16 protein-coding genes and 1 pseudogene are annotated in these 20,474 nt (G+C 57.7%); 10 read left to right on the forward strand and 7 right to left on the reverse strand.

The features are described from left to right. The first annotated feature begins 185 nt into the window (after positions 1-185). The 4 genes from ACA051_RS08110 to ACA051_RS08125 all read left to right on the forward strand — a co-directional run bounded on the left by ACA051_RS08110 (position 186) and on the right by ACA051_RS08125 (position 3,281). Entirely contained in the window at positions 186-851 is a 666-nt protein-coding gene (locus tag ACA051_RS08110; RefSeq protein WP_497374323.1) for a hypothetical protein, read from the forward strand. 765 nt (positions 852-1,616) lie between these two features. Beyond that, positions 1,617-1,982: a hypothetical protein gene (locus ACA051_RS08115; protein ID WP_497374325.1), complete on the forward strand. Its 366-nt coding sequence runs from the start codon at positions 1,617-1,619 to the stop codon at positions 1,980-1,982. A gap of 287 nt (positions 1,983-2,269) precedes the next feature. Further along, positions 2,270-2,512, forward strand: a complete 243-nt coding sequence (locus ACA051_RS08120; protein WP_497374327.1) for a hypothetical protein — start codon at positions 2,270-2,272, stop codon at positions 2,510-2,512. Positions 2,513-2,666: 154 nt separating this feature from the next. Continuing rightward, on the forward strand, positions 2,667-3,281 hold the full coding sequence (locus ACA051_RS08125; RefSeq protein WP_497374329.1) for a recombinase family protein: 615 nt from the start codon (positions 2,667-2,669) through the stop codon (positions 3,279-3,281). 456 nt (positions 3,282-3,737) lie between these two features. Here the strand turns inward: ACA051_RS08125 and ACA051_RS08130 are convergent, their stop codons facing one another. The 3 genes and pseudogenes from ACA051_RS08130 to ACA051_RS08140 all read right to left on the reverse strand — a co-directional run. Further along, complete coding sequence (locus ACA051_RS08130; protein WP_497374331.1) at positions 3,738-4,148, reverse strand: hypothetical protein; 411 nt, start codon at positions 4,146-4,148, stop codon at positions 3,738-3,740. Beyond that, the gene (locus ACA051_RS08135; protein ID WP_497374333.1) at positions 4,135-5,253 is read right to left on the reverse strand and encodes a polymorphic toxin type 44 domain-containing protein; all 1,119 of its coding nucleotides are present in this window, start codon (positions 5,251-5,253) and stop codon (positions 4,135-4,137) included. Before ACA051_RS08135 ends, ACA051_RS08130 begins: the two co-directional genes overlap by 14 nt. Before the next feature lie 96 nt (positions 5,254-5,349). Further along, a pseudogene (locus ACA051_RS08140) lies at positions 5,350-5,676 on the reverse strand (EamA family transporter); the annotation flags it as partial. 180 nt (positions 5,677-5,856) lie between these two features. On the opposite strand from ACA051_RS08140, the gene aceK reads away from it, so the two are divergent. From aceK to ACA051_RS08165, 5 genes are all read left to right on the forward strand, one after another. Next, the gene (gene aceK / locus ACA051_RS08145) at positions 5,857-7,575 is read left to right on the forward strand and encodes a bifunctional isocitrate dehydrogenase kinase/phosphatase (protein WP_497374335.1); all 1,719 of its coding nucleotides are present in this window, start codon (positions 5,857-5,859) and stop codon (positions 7,573-7,575) included. A 233-nt stretch (positions 7,576-7,808) separates the two neighbouring features. Beyond that, entirely contained in the window at positions 7,809-11,720 is a 3,912-nt protein-coding gene (gene hrpA, locus ACA051_RS08150) for an ATP-dependent RNA helicase HrpA (protein ID WP_497374337.1), read from the forward strand. A 315-nt stretch (positions 11,721-12,035) separates the two neighbouring features. Continuing rightward, positions 12,036-13,157, forward strand: coding sequence for a beta-ketoacyl-ACP synthase III (locus ACA051_RS08155; protein WP_497374339.1), 1,122 nt, complete (start codon positions 12,036-12,038; stop codon positions 13,155-13,157). Positions 13,158-13,310: 153 nt separating this feature from the next. Further along, positions 13,311-13,922 carry an RNA polymerase sigma factor gene (locus ACA051_RS08160; RefSeq protein ID WP_497374340.1) on the forward strand — a complete coding sequence of 204 codons (612 nt, stop codon included), beginning with the start codon at positions 13,311-13,313 and terminating at the stop codon, positions 13,920-13,922. After that, complete coding sequence (locus ACA051_RS08165; protein ID WP_497309034.1) at positions 13,916-14,152, forward strand: anti-sigma factor family protein; 237 nt, start codon at positions 13,916-13,918, stop codon at positions 14,150-14,152. The genes ACA051_RS08160 and ACA051_RS08165 overlap by 7 nt, the downstream gene beginning before the upstream one ends. A gap of 134 nt (positions 14,153-14,286) precedes the next feature. On the opposite strand, the gene ACA051_RS08170 is transcribed toward ACA051_RS08165, so the two are convergent. Beyond that, positions 14,287-15,579 carry a putative porin gene (locus tag ACA051_RS08170; RefSeq protein WP_497309036.1) on the reverse strand — a complete coding sequence of 431 codons (1,293 nt, stop codon included), beginning with the start codon at positions 15,577-15,579 and terminating at the stop codon, positions 14,287-14,289. A gap of 283 nt (positions 15,580-15,862) precedes the next feature. Between ACA051_RS08170 and ACA051_RS08175 the strand changes: the two genes are divergently transcribed. Then, positions 15,863-16,987 (forward strand): GNAT family N-acetyltransferase, encoded by a 1,125-nt coding sequence (locus ACA051_RS08175; protein WP_497374341.1) that lies wholly within the window; start codon positions 15,863-15,865, stop codon positions 16,985-16,987. Between the two features lie 15 nt (positions 16,988-17,002). Here the strand turns inward: ACA051_RS08175 and aqpZ are convergent, their stop codons facing one another. The 3 genes from aqpZ to ACA051_RS08190 form a co-directional block, all read right to left on the reverse strand. Then, the gene (gene aqpZ / locus ACA051_RS08180) at positions 17,003-17,698 is read right to left on the reverse strand and encodes an aquaporin Z (RefSeq protein WP_497309040.1); all 696 of its coding nucleotides are present in this window, start codon (positions 17,696-17,698) and stop codon (positions 17,003-17,005) included. 297 nt (positions 17,699-17,995) lie between these two features. Next, positions 17,996-19,828 carry an ABC transporter ATP-binding protein gene (locus ACA051_RS08185; protein ID WP_497374343.1) on the reverse strand — a complete coding sequence of 611 codons (1,833 nt, stop codon included), beginning with the start codon at positions 19,826-19,828 and terminating at the stop codon, positions 17,996-17,998. An 85-nt stretch (positions 19,829-19,913) separates the two neighbouring features. Then, positions 19,914-20,474, reverse strand: coding sequence for a peptidylprolyl isomerase (locus tag ACA051_RS08190; RefSeq protein WP_497309044.1), 561 nt, complete (start codon positions 20,472-20,474; stop codon positions 19,914-19,916).

Below are 20,474 nucleotides of genomic sequence, written 5' to 3' on the forward strand. Positions count from 1 at the left end.
ATACCCCTTGACAAAACAGGGTCAACAGGCGTATAAAGGCGACTCTTTCCAGCAATTCGCACCGAACGTTCTCGACATACCCAGTGTATCGTTAGGCGTCGGTTTGTGCCGTCTGGAATTTGACCCTGCCCAACCAAGAATGAGGCGTTTGCCTATGTAACGAACTATATAGAGGAGATATAAAATTGAGTAAAAAATTACCGCTTTCGCAAAAGTTTCGCACTAGCAACATTGATGGTTTCCGAGTCGATCAGGAGACCGGAGAAATCTACGGTGAGTACATCACCACCCAGTACACACCTACACAAGAAGCTTGCGAGCCACCTCAACCCGCTATCGATGGCATACAGGAACGATACCTGATTGATCCAGATTCTCATGTGGTCGTCGGTGACTTCGAACCGAGCGTAATTCCTGTCGGCGTTATTGACTTGGATGCCGTGAGGGCCAAGCGCGGGCCAAAGCCGAAAGTCTTCGTTAATACACTCGCACCTTTTATTCAGGTGGCCCATGCCGAGGGTATGGGGTGGGTAGATGACTTTGTTTACGGTGCCTGCTACACGTCCGGTGGGGTGAGTAACGGAACGCTCAACGTATCGCCTACTGATGTTCTGAGGGTGTGTATGTTGCCTATGATCAGCACGGAGACCGTTAGGTCTGTAATTCGCAACCGAAGCTTTGAGCCAGTCTCCGAGAGCCAGGCACGACGCCTAGCCAATGCGGCCAAGTTTGCCATTGGCGGAATTGATCTTTACCTCTCACGCAAACCCGAGGTGATGGAAATCCTACGGTATGAAGTTGATTTCATCGCTTCGTACAGGGCTACACTGGTGGGGGATTTGACCGCGTGAAATACACGCGGATATAGAGAGTGTAACGAACGATCCGAGACCGAAGGTCTAAGTGGTTACGCAGTTGAATTTAATTACACGCGGATAAGAGAGAGAAGCGAACGTCAGTGCGGAGCACTACAGTTTAAACACGTTGATGGACAATAGCCGCATCGTCCCGATTCAGGATCAGCCCACCGTCAATTACAATAATATCGACACACATCAAAGCTCTTCGCTTTTGATCTGCTACACCGAAGGTGACGTGCAATAGCTGTCAGCGACCGCTGACGGGGTTACTACTGAATGCATCCGCATTCATTTATGCACCGAAGCAAAAGGCAAGATCAAAAGCAAGAGCTGGATTTTTGTTTATTTGTATTTGTGTCGAGGTACACCCGAAGGATAGTCGGCGGTCACGCCATAGCTGAGTCAAGATGAAAGCTAAACGCTTTCGGTGCGACCACCTTGTGGCGAAGCCAACGAGCTGCCCACGCCAAGGCTAACCAAATACACACACGCAGAAGAAACGCTCCTGATCTTCCCGGCGAAGCCAGCGCCTAACCCGGCGTATCGGTTTATCTCACCGCTGAAATAATCATTATCCGTCGCGTCAGCGATAACTATGTCAGACACAACTATGTCACAACTAGATCATAACTAACGATTGCAGTCCGTTAATAACGATCTACAACAAGATCGGTTTCTAAAATAAATTTGCAGAGAGTTGAAAGTAGGTATAGCGTTTGCTTCAAGCCTCCCCGCATCAACCAAGAGATAATTGATATGCCTACTCACGTGCTGCTTTCGTTCGACCTGAAACAGAACACTACTACAGGGCATCGAGACTTCTTCGATGAATGTTTGGAGGCTTGCGGCTGGGAGGACTGCCCCGAGGTAAGCAGCACCAAGACCAAGGCTTTTAAGGGTGGGGATGTAGAAGAGAGCAAGGTTACCGCGATAATGGAAGTTTACCAAGCTGCACTCCGCGCCAATATTAAGGAAACTTCCTTTGTCATCCAGTGCGGAAACTTAGAGCCGGTTAGCAAAACGTTTCTTCACCCTAAGCTCAACTTGTCGCTAGATGAGCGCCTCAAGCTTGCATTGGAAACCTCGGCCATATCTCAAAACAACCGGGGTGAAAGCCTATGAAAACCTATCGTGTCAGCGTCTTTGATAGATTCTATTGATGGTGTGCAGTCAGCTACACGCCAGTGTTTCCGGGGGCTGTAGGGTAAGTGGTATCAAGCTGGCGCTCGTGGGACTGCTCAAATTAGAGATATTGTTCAAAAAACGCCAATTGAGCACGGAAACGCCAATTTACTACAAGTAATCGCTTGCTATCACTTGCAAAGCCTTGCGTCAAGCAATTTATCGTTGCTTTGGCAGAATTTGTGTGTAAGTGTGCGTTTGGGGATTCACCCCAAGGGGAGAACGCAATGACCGACTTCACCCAGCAGGAATACCAAGAAACTCTTGCAGCAATCGCCAGCGGCGCCGTTACAGAGTGCATGGAGCCATACCGAGAAACCGACTGTGGAATGTTCCGCACCCTTCACAATGCCGGATACATCGACGGAACTCAGGTGAGCACTCTCAACAGGTTTGTCCTTGTAGACATGGCTCTGACTCCGAAGGGGCATATGGCTCTCACTGCATTCAAAAGTGCGCCACTGTGGTGAGCGACTATCAAAGCCTCTTCGATGTACCGATTCGGGTATAGCTCAGGCAGTACCGTTAATCGGCCTGTTTGCCTGTACCGAAAATATCCCTTTCGAAACCCTAACGAGTACACCTATAATCGGTACATCCAAAACGGTATAGGAGGGGTTTCAAATGTTCATACGTGCCTACCTGAGAGCATCGACAGATTCACAGGACGCTACACGTGCAAAAGACCAGTTGAAGGAATTCGCTGCTGCTAGTGGGCAGCGTGTCGCAAGCTGGTATATCGAGAATGAATCAGGCTCTACCCTGCAACGTCCTGAGTTGTTCCGTCTGCTGGATGATTGTGAGGCTGGCGACATCCTGTTGATTGAACAGGTAGACCGGTTGTCCCGGTTGAATGACGCTGATTGGAAGAAGCTCCGTGCGATCCTCGACACCAAGGGTGTGCTGGTAGTGGCGCTGGACTTGCCCACCTCTCATGCCGCCATGCATCCACCTCGCAACGGTGACGACTTCACAGGCCGCATGTTGGCTGCGATCAACTCGATGCTGATGGACATGCTGGCGGCTGTTGCAAGGAAGGACTACGACGATAGGCGCCGCCGTGCTGATGAAGGGATTGCTAAGGGGAAGCTTGCCGGGGTCTACACAGGCCGTCCAGTTGACGAGAAACTACACGCTCGAATCAAGGAATGTCTCGCTGCTGGCATGAGCCTTCGCAAGACTGCAACGACTGTGGGTTGTGCCTTGTCTACAGTGCAACGAGTCGCTTCAAAGGACTGAGCCTCAATGACTGCACCCAATGCCCGCCTTGAGCGGGCTTTTTATTGCCAATTGACATAACCAGCGTCAGATGATATGTGTAATGCCTTCTGTAGCCTCCTGAGAGGCCGCTACAGGCGTTCCATCCTACAAAGTGCTACATAGGTAGCTGTAAGCTCTCATAGAGGCGTGTAGAGGCTTTCAGGAGTGATCGCATCAAATGAGAGCGGTTCTTATTTCTAATTTTCTAGCGAATAGATAAGCCCCTAGAGGCGAGCGTTAAACAGCGCGGTAATCCCTCACAAAATTTTGCTACTGATATACTCGCCGCCTGCTCACTCACACCATCGCGTTTATGCAGGGAGACAGTCCCCCGGTGCGAGTGAGCCCCACATTATTTTTCCAGACCAGAACACAGACTGACCCCACCCCGTGCAACTCCTGAAAAATCGGGGCCAGTTTCTGGAAAATATCGCCCTATGGTTTCGCCGTGTCCATGGTGCACTGTTTCAAACGATCAGTGTCCGTGCCGCCGCTTTCACTGGTATCAATGTCGCCGTTACGGTCGAGATGAATTTCAGTTGTTAGCCACTTGGGTGTGATACTGACGCAATGTCTACGCTCATTGTTTCTCCACCAATAAAACTCCATAAAGAACTCGTCATCTGGGAATATGTGCCCAACATCGCCAGTTGTCCCACCCGGATTTAAGTCACCCCGGACGATTGTATGCTGCGTATTCAGGACGTAACTTATTCTCTTGGCTCCGTCTTTCGAATAGAAGATATAGACCTTTGGCGGTGCGTAATACCAAATTGCAACCGCTGCCAATAACAGCAGTGCAATCCAGCGTCCGATGTGCAGCGGCCTTTTCTCATTGGCAGACATGCTCTCGAACTCCCTTCGCCCAATCCGCTATAGGCACTGCCAGCACCTTATTCATGATGATTTTCGCGGTAATGCCACCATTGGGATACTCCCTGTAGAGGTCCATCCCTATGATGATAGATACCCTATCAGGCACATCGTCCCAAGCTCGCATTCCTTCAACACCTTCCGTTCTACGCGGTCCTTTGAATCTGTCAGAGTCTTGCGCTTGTCGATATAAGTCTGAGCCAATTTGCTCAACACCGGCCCCATCCAACAACACCGTATCGGTAAGCCCGCCTGCTACACCTACATACCCGTAGTGGATGTTCGACCAGATGTCATAGAAGTAATCGTAGTCTCCCTGTTTGTGCCAAACACCACCAATAATCTTGGGAATCTTTTTCTTGTGATCCCAGTCCATGCCCTGCCCAACTTTCCCCGTCCATATCGCAAAGGCTGCTGCTTTCTTTGCCAGAGCAATATTGTTGAAATTCGGTGCCCCTCCCATACGTGCGAGCAGCGGTAGTTCTGCGAACTGTTTCGCCGCCACGGCGGGATCGTAGTCAATGAGCTTTTTCATCTCCAACACTGCCGGATCTTGGATGTTGCGATTCATCTCGTCAGCGATGTAGCTGGCCAGTCCTTCCATCTGGTCAGGGTCATTGCAAACAGCGGGTTCTGTCTTCTCGGCTTTCGGTGCGTTCGGATCTACCAAGGCATTCGCCGCTGTAGCTTTCTCCGTCAGATTCGGATCAGCCAGCAGGGTTGCCATGCGTTCATCATCAAAGGTGCCATCAGGACGGATCGCCCCCAGAGCAGCAAAGTTGATGATCGTAGAGCCGGGAGTAATTCCCATAACAAACCCACCGCCGACATCACTTGACCCGGTGATGATTGTTCCGCCGTGGCTTGTGGGACTGCCCAAGTGAGCCATGGGGCGCCCATTCACTTGTATAGAAGGAAAACCGGTGGTGATAACCGCACCACAGCCGCATGTATCGCCAACACGAGCAGCGCCCATGAAGTTGATATTTACGTCAGCGCTAGCAGAGGCAATAGGGGTTGTGCCATGACCCGGCAACGGGCAGACATGTTTGTCACCCAGTCGTGCAGAAGAAATCATTCATCGTCCTTGAATCGCTGTGGGGAGTTCCAGAAGAGGGCGCAGGATAGCGGGTTGGGGCGAGGTGTTGAATAGTGGCAGAAGGCTAGAGCACTATCCCCACATTGCCGCTCTTGACGGCGTGGTGGCGTTGAAAATCGCCGAGTAACCGGCCGGCAGCACCTGGGCCGCCACGGAATAGAGGGTCGCCGGAATCCCGGAGTTGATCACCCCGAGCAGCATCACCGTCTTGAGCTTGCCTTTGAAGTCCCAGCTGATGCGCATCAGGCCGAGGATCACCAGCAAGCCGACGGCGGCAATCGACACGCGGAAAAAGGCCGTGGGGATTGTGCCAATCACGGGGGCGATGATGCGCATGAACAGAAAGCTCGCGCCCCAGATCGCTGCCAGCGACAGTAAACGAAAAATATCGACAGGGCTCACGGGGCACTCCTTCCTTGATGGGGACGAGAGTGTTGCCGAGCGCCTTATCCAAGGCAACCGAAAAACGAGCATTTAATTCTGGAAGACCCCGGTGGCGAGGCGGCGGAAAAAATTACGCTTCTCCTGCACCCTATTCACTGGCTAAGCTCAGGGCTCACGAATTCCCGCAGAGGTCTCACCATGCCGCAGCAATGGCCAGCCGCCGACATCGCCCGAATGATCCTCGATGGCTTTGACGATTACCGCGAGCATTTCCGCCAGATCACCGACGGCGCCCGGGCCCGCTTCGAGCAGGCCAAGTGGCAGGAGGCGCAGGTCGCCTCGGCTGCGCGGATCAATCTGTACGAAGAAAAAGTCAGCGAAACGGTAGAACGGCTGCGCAACGCGTTTGACAGCGACACGCTGGACGTCAGCTGCTGGCCGCTGGTCAAAAGCGCTTACATCACCCTGATCGACCTGCGTTTCGACGATGAGCTGTCCGAGACCTGGTACAACTCGATTTTCTGCGGGCTGTTCAGCCATGACCTGATCAGCGATGGCTGCATGTTCATCCACACCACCCGGCCCAGCCTACGCCGGGCCCGCGCCGCGCAAACCCGAACCTATAAGCCCCAGGGGCAGTTGTCCGGCATGCTCACGAGCATTTTTGCCGATTACAGCTTCAGCGAGGATTACGCCGACCTGGCCGGCGACCTGCGTCGCCTCGAAGCCCAACTGCGCGAGAACCTGCCGGATTGGGTGTGCAAGGACCCGGAACTGAGCGTCGAGTTGTTTTCCTCGGTGCTCTACCGCAACAAGGGCGCGTACCTGGTGGGGCGCATCTACACCCGGGACGAACAATGGCCGCTGGTGATTCCGCTGCTGCACCGTGAAGGTCGCGGGATCCAGATCGATGCGTTGATTACCGACGAAGCGGACGTGTCGATCATCTTCTCGTTCACCCGCTCATATTTCATGGTGGATGTGCCGGTGCCGGCGGAGTTCATCGGTTTCCTCAAGCGCATCCTGCCGGGCAAGCACATCGCCGAGTTGTACACCTCGATCGGCTTCTACAAGCACGGCAAGTCCGAGTTCTATCGGGCGCTGATCAATCACCTGGCCAACACCGACGACCAATTCATCATGGCCCCCGGCGTGCGCGGTATGGTGATGAGTGTGTTTACCCTGCCGGGTTTCAACACCGTGTTCAAAATCATCAAGGACCGTTTCTCGCCGTCGAAAAACGTCGACCGTGCCACGGTGATCGAAAAATACCGTTTGGTAAAAAGCGTCGACCGCGTCGGGCGCATGGCCGATACCCAGGAGTTCGCCGATTTTCGCTTCCCGTTGAGCAAGTTCGACCCTGCGTGCCTGGAAGAGCTGCTGGAGGTGGCCGCGTCCACAGTGTCGGTGGAAGACGACACCGTGCTGATCCGCCACTGTTGGACCGAGCGGCGGATGACGCCGCTGAACCTGTACCTGGAAAACGCCAACGAGGCGCAGGTCCATGAGGCGCTGGAGGATTATGGGCTGGCGATCAAGCAACTGGCGGCGGCGAACATCTTTCCCGGCGACATGCTGTTGAAGAACTTCGGCGTCACCCGGCACGGTCGCGTGGTGTTTTATGACTACGACGAGATCTGCTTTCTGACCGAAGCCAACTTCCGCCACATCCCGCAACCGCGTACACCGGAAGACGAGATGGCGTCCGAACCGTGGTATTCGATCGGGCCGCTGGATGTATTTCCCGAGGAGTTTCCGCCGTTTTTGTTTGCCGATTCCGGGCAGCGCAAGTTGTTCGATCAGTTGCATGGCGAGCTATACAACGCCGATTACTGGAAAAGCCTGCAGGAAGCCATCCGCGCCGGCAAGGTCATCGACGTGTTCCCGTATCGGCGCAAGGGCCTCGATAACGAATAACTCCCCTGAGTGAACCCCCTGTGGCGAGGGAGCTTGCTCCCGCTGGGTCGCGAAGCGGCCCCAAAACCATCCACCGTCGTGTTTCAGATACACCGCGATGACCGGATTACGACTGCTACGCAGCCGAGCGGGAGCAAGCTCCCTCGCCACAAAAGCAGGTTGCATTCGTCGCCGTGCACGCAAATCTGCGACAATCGCCCCCCTGCGCCACTTGACGACTTATTGCGTACCTGATGACTGACGAATCGCCTTCCATCGACAAACTGCTGAAAAACCTCGATCACGCCATGCTCGCCGACCGCCACCGGCTGCGGCGGCAGTTGCTTGAGCTGCGCAAGAAACCTGACGAGGCCAAGCTGGCCCAGTGGGCGACGCGCCTGCAGGCGTCTTGTGACCAGGTACTGGCACGGCGGGCCAGCCTGCCGGTGATTCGTTACGACGACAGTTTGCCGATCGCCGCCAAGCGCGACGAAATCAAGGAAGCGCTGCTCAAGCATCAGGTGCTGATCATCGCCGGCGAGACCGGCTCGGGTAAAACCACCCAGTTGCCGAAGATCTGCCTGGAAATCGGCCGTGGCCAGCATGGCTTGATCGGCCATACTCAGCCGCGTCGAATCGCTGCGCGCAGCGTGGCCAGCCGAGTTGCCGAAGAACTGGCGACGCCGTTGGGCGCGCTGGTCGGCTATCAGGTGCGGTTCGAGGATCAGAGCGATTCCAACACCCTGATCAAGCTGATGACCGACGGCATCCTGCTGGCGGAAACCCAGAACGACCGCTACCTCGAACGCTACGACACGATCATCGTCGACGAAGCCCACGAACGCAGCCTCAACATCGACTTCCTGCTCGGTTACCTGAAAACCCTGCTGCCCCGTCGTCCGGACCTGAAAGTCATCATCACCTCGGCGACCATCGACCTGGAGCGCTTCTCCAAGCATTTCGACGACGCGCCGATTGTCGAAGTCTCCGGCCGCACCTTCCCGGTGGAAACCTGGTATCGCCCGCTGACCCTGGAGCAGGACGAAGAGGGCAACCGCGTCGAGGACGACTTGACCGTGGATCAGGCGATCCTCGCCACCCTCGACGAAATTGCCGCGTTCGAACGCAGCGAACGCAAGAGCCCCGGCGATGTGCTGGTGTTCCTGCCCGGCGAGCGCGAAATTCGCGACGCCGCCGACATGCTGCGCAAGGCCCAGCTCAAGCACACCGAGATTCTGCCGCTGTACGCGCGGTTGTCGCCGGCCGAACAGCAGCGGATTTTCCAGTCGCACCCTGGCCGTCGCGTGGTGTTGGCGACCAACGTCGCGGAAACCTCGCTGACCGTGCCGGGCATTCGTTACGTGATCGACAGCGGCACCGCGCGCATCAGCCGTTACAGCTACCGCGCCAAGGTCCAGCGCCTGCCCATCGAAGCCATTTCCCAGGCCAGCGCCAACCAGCGTAAAGGTCGATGCGGTCGGGTCGAGCCGGGTATTTGCATTCGCCTCTATGGCGAAGACGACTTCATCGGTCGCCCTGAATTTACCGACCCGGAAATTCTGCGCACCAACCTCGCGGCGGTGATTTTGCAGATGCTGCACCTGCGTCTCGGCGAAATCACCGACTTCCCGTTTATCGAGCCGCCGGATGGCAAGGCCATCAGCGACGGATTCAACCTGCTGCAAGAACTCTCGGCAGTGGACCGCAACAGCCAGTTGACCCCGCTCGGTCGCCAGTTGGCGCGCCTGCCGGTGGACCCGCGCATGGGCCGCATGCTGCTGGAAGCGGCGAAACTCGGCAGTTTGCAGGAAGTGCTGATCGTCGCCAGTGCCATGTCGATTCAAGACCCGCGCGAGCGTCCGCCGGAACGGCAGCAAGCGGCGGATCAGGCCCACGCGCAGTGGAAAGACGTGGACTCGGACTTTGCCGGGTTGGTCAATCTGTGGCGCGGTTTCGAAGAGCAGCGCCAGGCGCTGACGGCGAGCCCGCTGCGCAATTGGTGTCGCAAGAATTTCCTGAATTACCTGCGTCTGCGCGAATGGCGCGACTCGCACCGTCAGTTGAGCCTGATCTGCCGCGACATGCAGTTGAGCCTGAACAAAGAGCCGGCGGATTACCCGAAGCTGCACAAAGCCGTGCTCTCCGGACTGCTCAGCCAGATCGGCCAGAAAGCCGATGAAGGCGATTACCTTGGCGCCCGTCAGCGGCGTTTTTGGATTCACCCGTCCTCCGGGTTGGGCAAGAAGCGCCCGCAATGGCTGATGACCGCCGAACTGGTGGAAACCACCAAGCTCTATGCGCGCATGGTCGCCAAGATCGACTCGGACTGGATCGAGCCGCTGGCCGGTCACCTGATCAAGAAAAACCACTTCGAACCGCACTGGGAGAAGAAGCGCGGCCAGGTCGTGGCCTTCGAGCAGATCACGCTGTTCGGGCTGATCGTGGTCGGTCGCCGGCCGGTGCATTACGGGCCGATCGATCCCGTCGTTTCTCGTGAGTTCTTTATTCGCGAAGGCTTGGTGCGCGGCGAGATTCAATCCAAAGCCAAGTGCCTGACGGCCAATGCGCAACTCCTGGAACAACTCGACGAACTGGAAGCCAAGGCCCGGCGTCGCGACATTCTCGCTGACGAGGAGACCCTGTTCGCCTTCTACGATGCGCGATTGCCGGCGGAGATCCACCAGACCGCAACCTTCGACAGCTGGTACCGGATCAACAGCCAGAAAGACCCACAACTGCTGATCATGCGCGAAGAAGACGTGCTGGCCCGTGAGGCCAGCGAAGTCACCGCACTGCATTACCCGGACACCTTGCACATCGGCGATCTGGAACTGGCCCTGAGTTACCACTTCGAACCGAACCACCCGCGTGACGGCGTGACCCTGCGCGTGCCGGCGCCGTTGTTGCCGATGCTGCCGCCGGAACGCCTGGAATGGCTGGTGCCGGGGGTGATCGAGGCCAAGTGCATCGCGCTGGTGCGCAACCTGCCCAAGGCCCTGCGCAAGAACTTCGTGCCGGTGCCGGACTTCGTCAAAGCCGCGTTGCAGCGCATGACCTTCGCCGAGGGCTCGTTGCCGCAGGCGTTGGGCCGCGAGCTGCTGCGCATGACGGGCGCGCGGGTCAGCGATGAGGCGTGGGCGGAAGCTTCGCAGCAAGTCGACAGTCATTTGCGGATGAACCTGGAAATCGTCGACGGCCAGGGCAAGTTCCTGGGTGAAGGGCGTGATCTGGCGGAGTTGACCGCACGTTTTGCCGAAGCCAGCCAAGCCGCGCTGGCCGTGCCGCAAACCGCGAAAAACCAGCAGCCGGTGGAGCCGAAAGTGTTTGCCGCCGTCGCCGAGAAAACCCAGCAGAAGATCGCCGGGTTGTCGATGACGGTGTATCCGGCGCTGGTGGAAGAGGGCGGCACAGTCAAGGAGGGGCGTTTTTCGACCCCGGCCGAAGCCGAGTTCCAGCATCGCCGCGCCTTGCAACGATTGCTGATGCAGCAATTGGCCGAGCCGGCGAAGTTCCTGCGGGGCAAGCTGCCAGGGTTGACCGAGTTGGGGCTGATGTACCGTGAGCTGGGGCGCATTGATGCGCTGGTGGAAGACATTCTGCTGGCCAGCCTCGACAGCTGCATTCTCGAGGGTGAAGACCCGTTGCCACGGGATGGCGCCGGGTTGGCCTCGTTGGCCGAGCGCAAGCGCGGTGGCTGGACCGAGCACGCCGAGCGCCTGGCCAGATTGACGCTGGAGATCCTCAAGCTCTGGCACAGCCTGCAAAAACGCTTCAAGGGCAAGATTGATCTGGCGCAAGCCGTGGCCCTGAACGACATCAAGCAGCAGCTGAGTCATCTGGTGTATCCGGGGTTTGTCCGGGAAACGCCGATGGCATGGCTCAAGGAATTGCCGCGTTACCTGAAGGCCGTCGAACAGCGCTTCGAGAAGATCGGCGCTCAGGTGCAGAGGGATCGGGTCTGGAGTGGCGAACTGTCCGGTCTCTGGACCCAATACCAGACCCGCGCCAACAAGCACGCCCAGGAAGGCAAGCGTGATCCGCAGTTGGAGCTCTATCGCTGGTGGCTGGAGGAATACCGGGTTTCGCTGTTCGCCCAGCAGTTGGGGACCAAAGTGCCGATCTCCGACAAGCGCCTGAACAAGCAATGGACCCAGGTTGAACCCTAGCGGGGACTGCTTTTGTAGGAGCCAGGCTTGCCGGCGAAGGCGTTCTTGAGGGCGCCTTCGCCGGCAAGCCTGGCTCCTACAGGTATTGTGTCGTTCCTTCGGCGGGCGTTTGCTCTTGCAAATAGGGCCAAATCCCAGCGTTTATGGCAAACTTCGCGCCTATAAACGCCGGCCCCGCGGTTTTGAGCCTCTTCAAGGTTCGGGCGGATCGGAATAAAGCGATGCCAGGTGTGCTCCCCGTGACGGGAACAGACCCTTTGTGTGTTGGTACGTCGGTGCCAACGCTTTCTGCCTGAACAGATTAGAGAAACGACCATGCATAACGTCGTCATCAGCGGCACCGGCCTGTACACCCCGGCCAACAGCATCTCCAATGAAGAGCTGGTGCAGTCTTTCAACGCTTACGTCGCGCAATTCAACGCCGACAACGCTGACGCCATCGCCCGTGATGAAGTCGAAGCGTTGACCGAATCCAGCGCTGCGTTTATCGAAAAAGCCTCCGGCATCAAAAGCCGCTTTGTCATGGACAAGGACGGCATCCTCGACCCGCAACGCATGGCACCGCGTCTGCCTGAGCGTTCCAACGACGAATGGTCGGTGCTTTGCCAGATGGCCATCGGCGCGGCCGAACAGGCCTTGCAGCGTGCCGGCAAGACCGCTGCCGACATCGACGGCGTCATTGTGGCGTGCTCCAACCTGCAACGCGCCTACCCGGCCATCGCCATCGAAGTCCAGGAAGCGCTGGGCATCCAGGGCTTCGGTTTCGACATGAACGTGGCCTGCTCCTCGGCGACCTTCGGCATCCAGGCCGCCACCAACAGCGTGCAACTGGGCCAGGCCCGGGCGATCCTGATGGTCAACCCGGAAGTCTGCACCGGTCACCTGAACTTCCGCGACCGTGACAGCCACTTCATCTTTGGCGACGCGGCGACGGCGGTGATCATCGAACGTGCAGACCTGGCGACGTCCAAGCATCAGTTCGACGTGGTCAGCACCAAACTGCTGACCAAGTTCTCCAACAACATCCGCAACAACTTCGGCTTCCTCAACCGCGCGGCGGAAGAGGGCATCGGTGCCAAGGACAAACTGTTCGTACAGGAAGGCCGCAAGGTGTTCCGCGACGTCTGCCCGATGGTCGCCGAGCTGATCGCTAAGCACCTGGAAGAGAACAAGCTCAACGTCGGTGACGTGAAGCGCTTCTGGTTGCACCAGGCCAACCTCAGCATGAACCACCTGATCGTCAAGAAACTGCTGGGCCGCGAAGCCACCGAAGAAGAAGCCCCGGTGATTCTCGACACCTACGCCAATACCAGCTCCGCCGGGTCGGTGATTTCGTTTCACAAACATCAGGACGATCTGGCCGCCGGTTCCCTGGCCGTGCTCAGTTCGTTCGGCGCGGGTTACTCGATTGGCAGCGTGATTTTGCGCAAGCGTTGATGGGGACGGCTGTCGTTCTTTCCTCTGATTCGCGACGGCTTTTCCTACAGCCGAAACAGTCGGGACGCTGTAATTTTCGGAAATGACAGCAGGACGTTGCCGACGGCGACGCCCTGCTGAGTCATTTTCGAGGTCAGGACAAGGGGTTTGTGAATGGCGGCTGACGACGCACAACTGCTGCAACGATTGCTGGCAGGTGAACAACAAGCTTTCAAAGAGTTGGTCAGCACTTACCAGAGCGCTATGCGAGCGGTGGCATATGCGATCGTCGGCAGCCGGCATGCTGACGAAGTGGTGCAGGATGCGTGGTTGTCGGTCGTGCGCAATCTGAGCAAGTTCGAGGGGCGTTCGAGCCTCAAGACCTGGTTGCTGACCATCACCGCCAATGCGGCAAAAGGGCGATACAAGCAGAACCGTCGCGAAGTGCTGCTCGACGACATTCCATCGCCCCATGGGACGATCGATGACGATCGTTTTTCATCCGGCGATGGCCATTGGCTGGTGGCGCCGTTCGCCTGGCATCAGGACACCCCAGAGGCGTTGCTCACCGAAAGCGAGCTGCGCGAATGCCTCGAACATACGTTGCTCAGCCTGCCGGAACTGCAGCGTAGTGTGTTGCTCCTGCGGGAGCGTCAGGGCCTGGAGCTGGAAGTTATCTGTAATCTTCTGGACATCTCGCTCTCCAATGTCCGCGTGCTGCTGCATCGGGCACGGTTGAAGGTCTTTGCGACCGTGGAGCATTTTGAGGAAACCGGTGAATGTTGACCTGTAAGGAGCAAGTGGCACGTTCCAGTGACTATCTCGATGGCCAGTTGAGCTTTCGGGAGAAGTTGCTGGTGCGGCATCATTTAATGTTCTGCCCCAATTGCCGGCGGTTCATTCGTCAGATGCGTCTGATGCAGGCGACGCTGCGGGTCTTGCCGGAGGAAGCGGTGCAGGAGGTCGATGCACTCGCCGAACGTCTTGCTGCGGAGCGTCGCAAGGACATTCCGTAGAGTCGTGGCGTGATCGCAGGGAAGAGAAGCAGTCCGGCGTGGAGGCATCGAACGGATGATGGGGATCGATCCATCCACGCCAGACTGTAAAAACGCCTCAAGCATCCATGACCTGAGGCGTGGAACGGCTTTGCTTAGAACTTGGCTTCGGCGTCCAGTTGCAGGGTGTTGATCTTCGAATCCCGCAGGGTGGCGTTGGTGTAGTCGGAGTCAGCCATGAAGTACGTCGCGCCGAGGGCGAAGTTCTTGTCCAGCTCGTAGCTCACTTTCAACTTGCTGCCGCGCGCACCGGTGAAGCCGTTGGCGAAGTCGGAGTCGGTGAAGGCGCCGACCACCGCGTTACGCTGTACGTCGCGATAGTTGTAGTCCACGCCGAAGCCGAAGACTTTGGTCTTGACACCGGCCAGCCAGGCCATGTCCTGATCGTTGCTCGCACTGTCGTTGTTGGCAACTTGACCGTACAACGATAGCGGCATTGGCAGGCCGCCGATGTCGATCTGACCAAAGCCTTCGTACACTTTGAACTCTTCGCCCGCGCTGTTGCCGTTGATGGCCAGTGTGGCGGTGTCCTCGTCGTTGTCGTAAGCGTAGACACTGCCACCCAGCGTCATTTTCAGGTTGTCAGTGATCGCGAAGCGCGCCCCCAACTGGCCAGCGTACAGACGCAGGTCATGACGGAACTGCTTGCCTTCGCCGTCGACGTTGTCCTGGAGGGTGTAGTGGCCGGCGCTACCGAACAGCTCGGCCGTGCTGCCTAGCGGGTATTTGTAAGTCAGGGCCAGACCTTCCGGGTTGATGTCGTTATCCCAGATGATGTCGCCCATGCTCACCCATGGTTGTGCCATCTTGCCGCCGATCAAGTGCAGGTTCTTGATGGCATTCGGGTGGTAGTCGACGTAGCCCTGGTCCAGCCAGATATCTTTCTTGGAGAAGTTGCCTTCCAGACTCTGGTTGGTGGAGCGAGCATCGTTGTTGTTGCCCGTGGCGATACGAATGCCGGTGTCCACTTGCGGATTGATTTCGGTGTAGGCACCCAGGCGTACACGAATACGTTGACGATCCTGGTCGCCGGTGTTCGACACGCCATCGTTCTTGACCGTTTCCTGACGGAAACGCACGTCGCCCTTGAACTGGGTCTTGGCAGCCCAGGCCAGTTTCTGGTCGAACGTGCTCAGTTCATTGGTTTTCTTCGCGGTGGCCGCGATCTGCTCGTTGGTCTCTTGCTGAGCCTGACGCGCGATTTGCTGGTCTTTCTGATCCCTGGCCAGCTCGGCTTGCAGTTCGCTGTATTGCGCGTTGGTAATCGAGCCGTTTGCCTTAAGCATGTCGAGCAGTTTGGCGTCGACTGCGGCACTGGCCGGAACACTCATGGCCAGCAGCAGACCGCCACACAGGGCCGCCGCAGTTTTCGTGGAAGCAAGACGCATATCAATCTCCGAAGATGTAAGGGGATGACAGAGCCATCCGGGACACAACCGACCGTTGATGGGCGGAAACAGTGGCCGGGTAGAACCCGACGCTCTAAAAACTGGCGTCAGTATCGCGATGGTTTATTACAGAACAGTGGCAAAGTGATGGCGTGTCGATGACGATACAAAGACTGTCTGAACTTTTGATCCAGAGCTCTGTCGGCGGTTTTGGCGGATGTGTAATGGCGGGCGATAAGCGATACTCGCCGGGCTGTTACGCGAAGAAGTAGAGAGGGTGTCGATGCCGCTGCAACGTCTGGAAAGCCTGTCCGATATTGGTCCGCACACGTGGGATGCCCTGGTGCCGGATAATCAGCCGTTTCTGCGCCATGCCTTTCTCAGCGCGCTGGAAGACAGCGGCAGCCTGGGGCCCCATTCCGGCTGGCAGCCCGAGCACTTGTTGCACATCGAAGGAGGGCGGCTGATTGCCGCGTTGCCCAGCTACCGCAAGTGGCATTCCTACGGTGAGTACGTGTTCGACCACGCCTGGGCCGAGGCCTGCGAGCGTGCCGGCATCGACTATTACCCAAAGCTGTTGACCGCCGTGCCATTCAGCCCGGTCAGCGGGCCGCGATTGCTGGCGGCCACGGTCGAGGATGGCTTTGAATTACTGAAGAGCCTGCCGGGCTATCTTGAGATCGAAGAACTCTCCAGCGCTCACATCAACTTCACGGACCCTTTCACCGACGCCGCATTGGCCGAACAACCCGGCTGGTTGCAGCGGATCGGCTGTCAGTACCACTGGCAGAACCGCGGTTATCGGGATTTTCAGGACTTCCTCGACGTCCTCAGTTCGCGCAAACGCAAACAGATGCGCAAAGAGCGCGAGCAAGTGGCGGGGCAGGGTATTGAGTTTGAATGGCTTGAAGGCAGCCAGCTGGATCAGGCTCAGTGGGATTTTGTCTATGCGTGCTACGCCAACACCTACGCAGTGCGCCGGCAAGCGCCGTACCTGACGCGGGAATTTTTCAGCCTGCTGGCGGAGCGCATGCCCGAATCCATTCGTGTGGTGCTGGCCAAACAGGGTTCACGACCCGTGGCCATGGCCTTCAGTCTGGTGGGCGGCAATAGTTTTTACGGCCGCTACTGGGGCTGCCTGGCGGAGTTCGACCGCCTGCATTTCGAGACCTGTTTCTACCAGGGCATGGACTACGCGATTGCCCATGGCTTCCAGCGTTTTGATGCCGGCGCCCAAGGTGAACACAAGTTGATTCGCGGGTTTGAACCGGTCATCACCCATTCCTGGCACTACCTGCGTCACCCTGGCCTGAAGGCCGCCGTCAAAGACTTCCTGCAGAAGGAGCGTCTTGGGGTGTTGGCGTATGCCGAGGAAGCGAGGACCGCGTTGCCTTATCGGCAAGCATGATCCTCGCCCGTGGCCTCAAGTGCCTTCCTTGCCGAGCCAGCGATAGGTCACGCCACCGATCACCGCACCCAGCAGCGGTGCCACCCAGAACATCCACAATTGCGCGATGGCCCAGCCGCCGACCATCAACGCCGGACCGGTGCTGCGGGCCGGGTTGACCGAGGTGTTGGTGACGGGAATCGAGATCAAGTGAATCAGTGTCAAGGCCAGGCCGATGGCAATCGGTGCAAGCCCGGCGGGCGCGCGTTTGTCGGTGGCGCCGAGGATGATCAGCACGAACATCGCGGTCATCACCATTTCACAGACAAAGCCTGCGGCCATTGAGTACTTGCCTGGGGAGTGTTCGCCGTAGCCGTTGGAAGCCAGGCCGGCCGAGAGATCGAAGCCTTCCTTGCCGCTGGCGATGTAGTAGATCAGCGCGGCGGCGATAATGGCGCCAATCACCTGGGCGATGATGTAAGCGGGCAACTCCCGCGCCGGAAACCGACCGCCAACGCACAGGCCAACGGAGACGGCAGGGTTGAGGTGACAACCGGAGATATGGCCAATGGCGAACGCCATGGTCAACACGGTGAGACCAAACGCGATGGCCACACCCAGCACCCCGATTCCCAAAGGCGAAGACGCGGCGAGTACCGCACTGCCGCAACCGCCCAATACCAGCCAGAACGTACCTAACAACTCAGTGACTGAACGTTTGAACAGAGACATGAGAGCGTCCTTGATAGGCAAGCTATCGAGACTGTATCGCGTGATGCATCCTGCAGGTTTACGACAGGCTCATCTCTAGAGCCTAGGCTGAGTACAGCAGGGTTTTTGCGGATATCCAGCGGCCATGAAAAATCGCCAGGGCCTGTGGTTGGAGGGCTCTGACGGTTTTTCAGGCTGTCGCCGATTAATGTGGGAGCGAGCCTGCTCGCGATTGCGGAGTTTCAGTCGAAAAAAATGTTGACTGTTACACCGCTATCGCGAGCAGGCTCCCTCCCACAGGGGCGGGGTGAATTCAATTCAATCGATACCGACAAACCCACCCGTCTGGTGCTGCCACAGCCGCGCATACAATCCGCCATGCGCCAGCAGTTCGGCGTGGGTGCCGGTTTCGGCGATCTTGCCTTTTTCCAGCACCACCAGCCGGTCCATCCGGGCGATGGTCGAGAGCCGGTGGGCGATGGCGATCACGGTTTTGCCCTGCATCAGGGTTTCCAGACTTTCCTGGATCGCCGCTTCGACTTCCGAATCCAGCGCCGAGGTCGCCTCGTCCATGATCAGGATCGGTGCGTCCTTGAGCAGCACGCGAGCAATCGCAATCCGCTGACGCTGGCCGCCGGAAAGTTTCACCCCGCGTTCACCCACATGCGCATCGAAACCGGTACGGCCTTCGGCGTCCGTCAACAACGGAATGAACTCATCGGCGCGGGCCTTGTGCACGGCTTCCCACAGCTCGGCGTCGGTGGCGTCGGGCCTGCCGTAAAGCAGGTTGTCGCGGATCGAACGGTGCAGCAACGAGGTGTCCTGGGTGATCATGCCGATGCGCTCGCGCAGGCTTTCCTGACCGACTTCGGCGATGTTCTGCCCATCGATGAGGATTCGCCCGCCCTGCACGTCATAGAGGCGCAGCAGCAGGTTGACCAGGGTCGATTTGCCGGCGCCGGACGGTCCGATCAAGCCGATTTTCTCACCGGGCTTGATCGTCAGGTTGAGATCGCCAATGATCCCGCTCTTCTTGCCGTAGTGAAAATCCACGTGCTCGAAGCGCACTTCGCCTTGGGGCACGGCCAGCGGTTTGGCTTGATCACGGTCGGTGATGCTGACCGGTTGGGCGATGGTCCGTAAACCGTCCTGGACCATGCCGATGTTTTCGAAGATGCCGGTGACCACCCACATGATCCAGCCGGACATGTTGACGATACGAATCACCAAGCCTGTCGCCAGGGCAATCGCGCCCACCGAGATCAGCGACTGCGTCCACAGCCACAGGGCCAGGCCGGTGGTGGTGACGATCAGCAGGCCGTTCATGCTGGTGATGGCCACGTCCATGCTGGTGACCACGCGCCCGGCCAGTTGGGCTTTTTCGGTCTGCTCCTTGATGGCTTCCTTGGCGTATTGCTGTTCATGGTTGGTATGGGCGAACAACTTCAAGGTGGTGATGTTGGTATAGCCGTCGACGATCCGTCCCATGAGTTTGGAACGCGCATCGGAGGATTGCACCGAGCGGTCCTTGACCCGAGGCACGAAGTAATAAAGCGCGCCGATGAATCCAGCGATCCAGGTCGTCAGCGGGATCATCAGGCGCCAGTCGGCTTCGGCAAACAGCACCAGCGCGCTGATGGCGTAGATCAGCACATGCCACAGGGCATCCACCGCTTGCACGGCGGAATCGCGCAGGGCGTTGCCGGTCTGCATGATGCGCTGGGCGATGCGCCCGGCGAAGTCGTTCTGGAAGAAGTTCAGGCTCTGTTTGAGCACGTAGCGGTGGTTCTGCCAGAGAATCAGGCTGGTCATGCCGGGGTTCAGCGTCTGGTGCACCAGCAGGTCGTGCAGGCCGAAGAAAATCGGTCGCAGAACCAGGGTCACCACCACCATCCAGGTCAGCTCAAGTGCGTGGTCCTGGAAGAAATCCGGGTTCGGGGTGCCTTGGGCCAGGTCGATGATGCGGCTCAGGTAGTTGAACAGCGCGACTTCGATCAAGGAGGCGAACAGACCGACAATCAGCAGGGCGGCGAAACTCGGCCAGACCTGCTTCAAATAATAGGTATAGAAGGGGAGAACCCGATCTGGCGGAGCCGCCGTCGGAGCGTCGCGGAATATGTCGATCAGTTTCTCGAAACGGCGATAAAGCATCAGTTCTCCGCCCGCGCACGGGCTCTCCTTTAAACGATATGAGCGGCACCGGATACCGGCAGCCGCTCAAGCACTCCTGTGCAGATTAGTCGATGACTTTGGCTGACTTGATGAACACAGGGTCGGCCGGCACGTCTTTCATGCCGCTTTTGGTGGTGGTCTGGGAGTTGACGATGACATCGACCACATCCATACCTTTGACGACTTTACCGAACACGGCATAACCATCACCGCTGTCGAGGAAATCGTTGTCCTTGACGTTGATGAAGAACTGGCTGGTGGCCGAATCCGGGTTCGAGGTGCGGGCCATGGACAGCGTGCCACGCACGTTATGCAAGCCGTTCTTGGACTCGTTCTTGATCGATGCCTTGGTGTCTTTTTGCGTCATCTCTTTGGTGAAACCACCGCCCTGGACCATGAAGCCAGGAATCACACGGTGAAAAATCGTGTTGTTGTAAAAGCCGCTGTTGACGTACTCAAGGAAGTTCTTGGTACTGATCGGTGCCTTGACCGGGTCCAGTTCGATTTCGATCTGGCCGTTGGTGGTTTCCAGCAATACGTGCGGCGCCTTGGCGGCGGGCGTTGCAGCCATCAGGTTGGCGGCAAACAGAACGGAGCCGGCGACGAGGGCGATTTTTTTCAGCAT

Source organism: Pseudomonas sp. LBUM1669 (assembly GCF_059695705.1).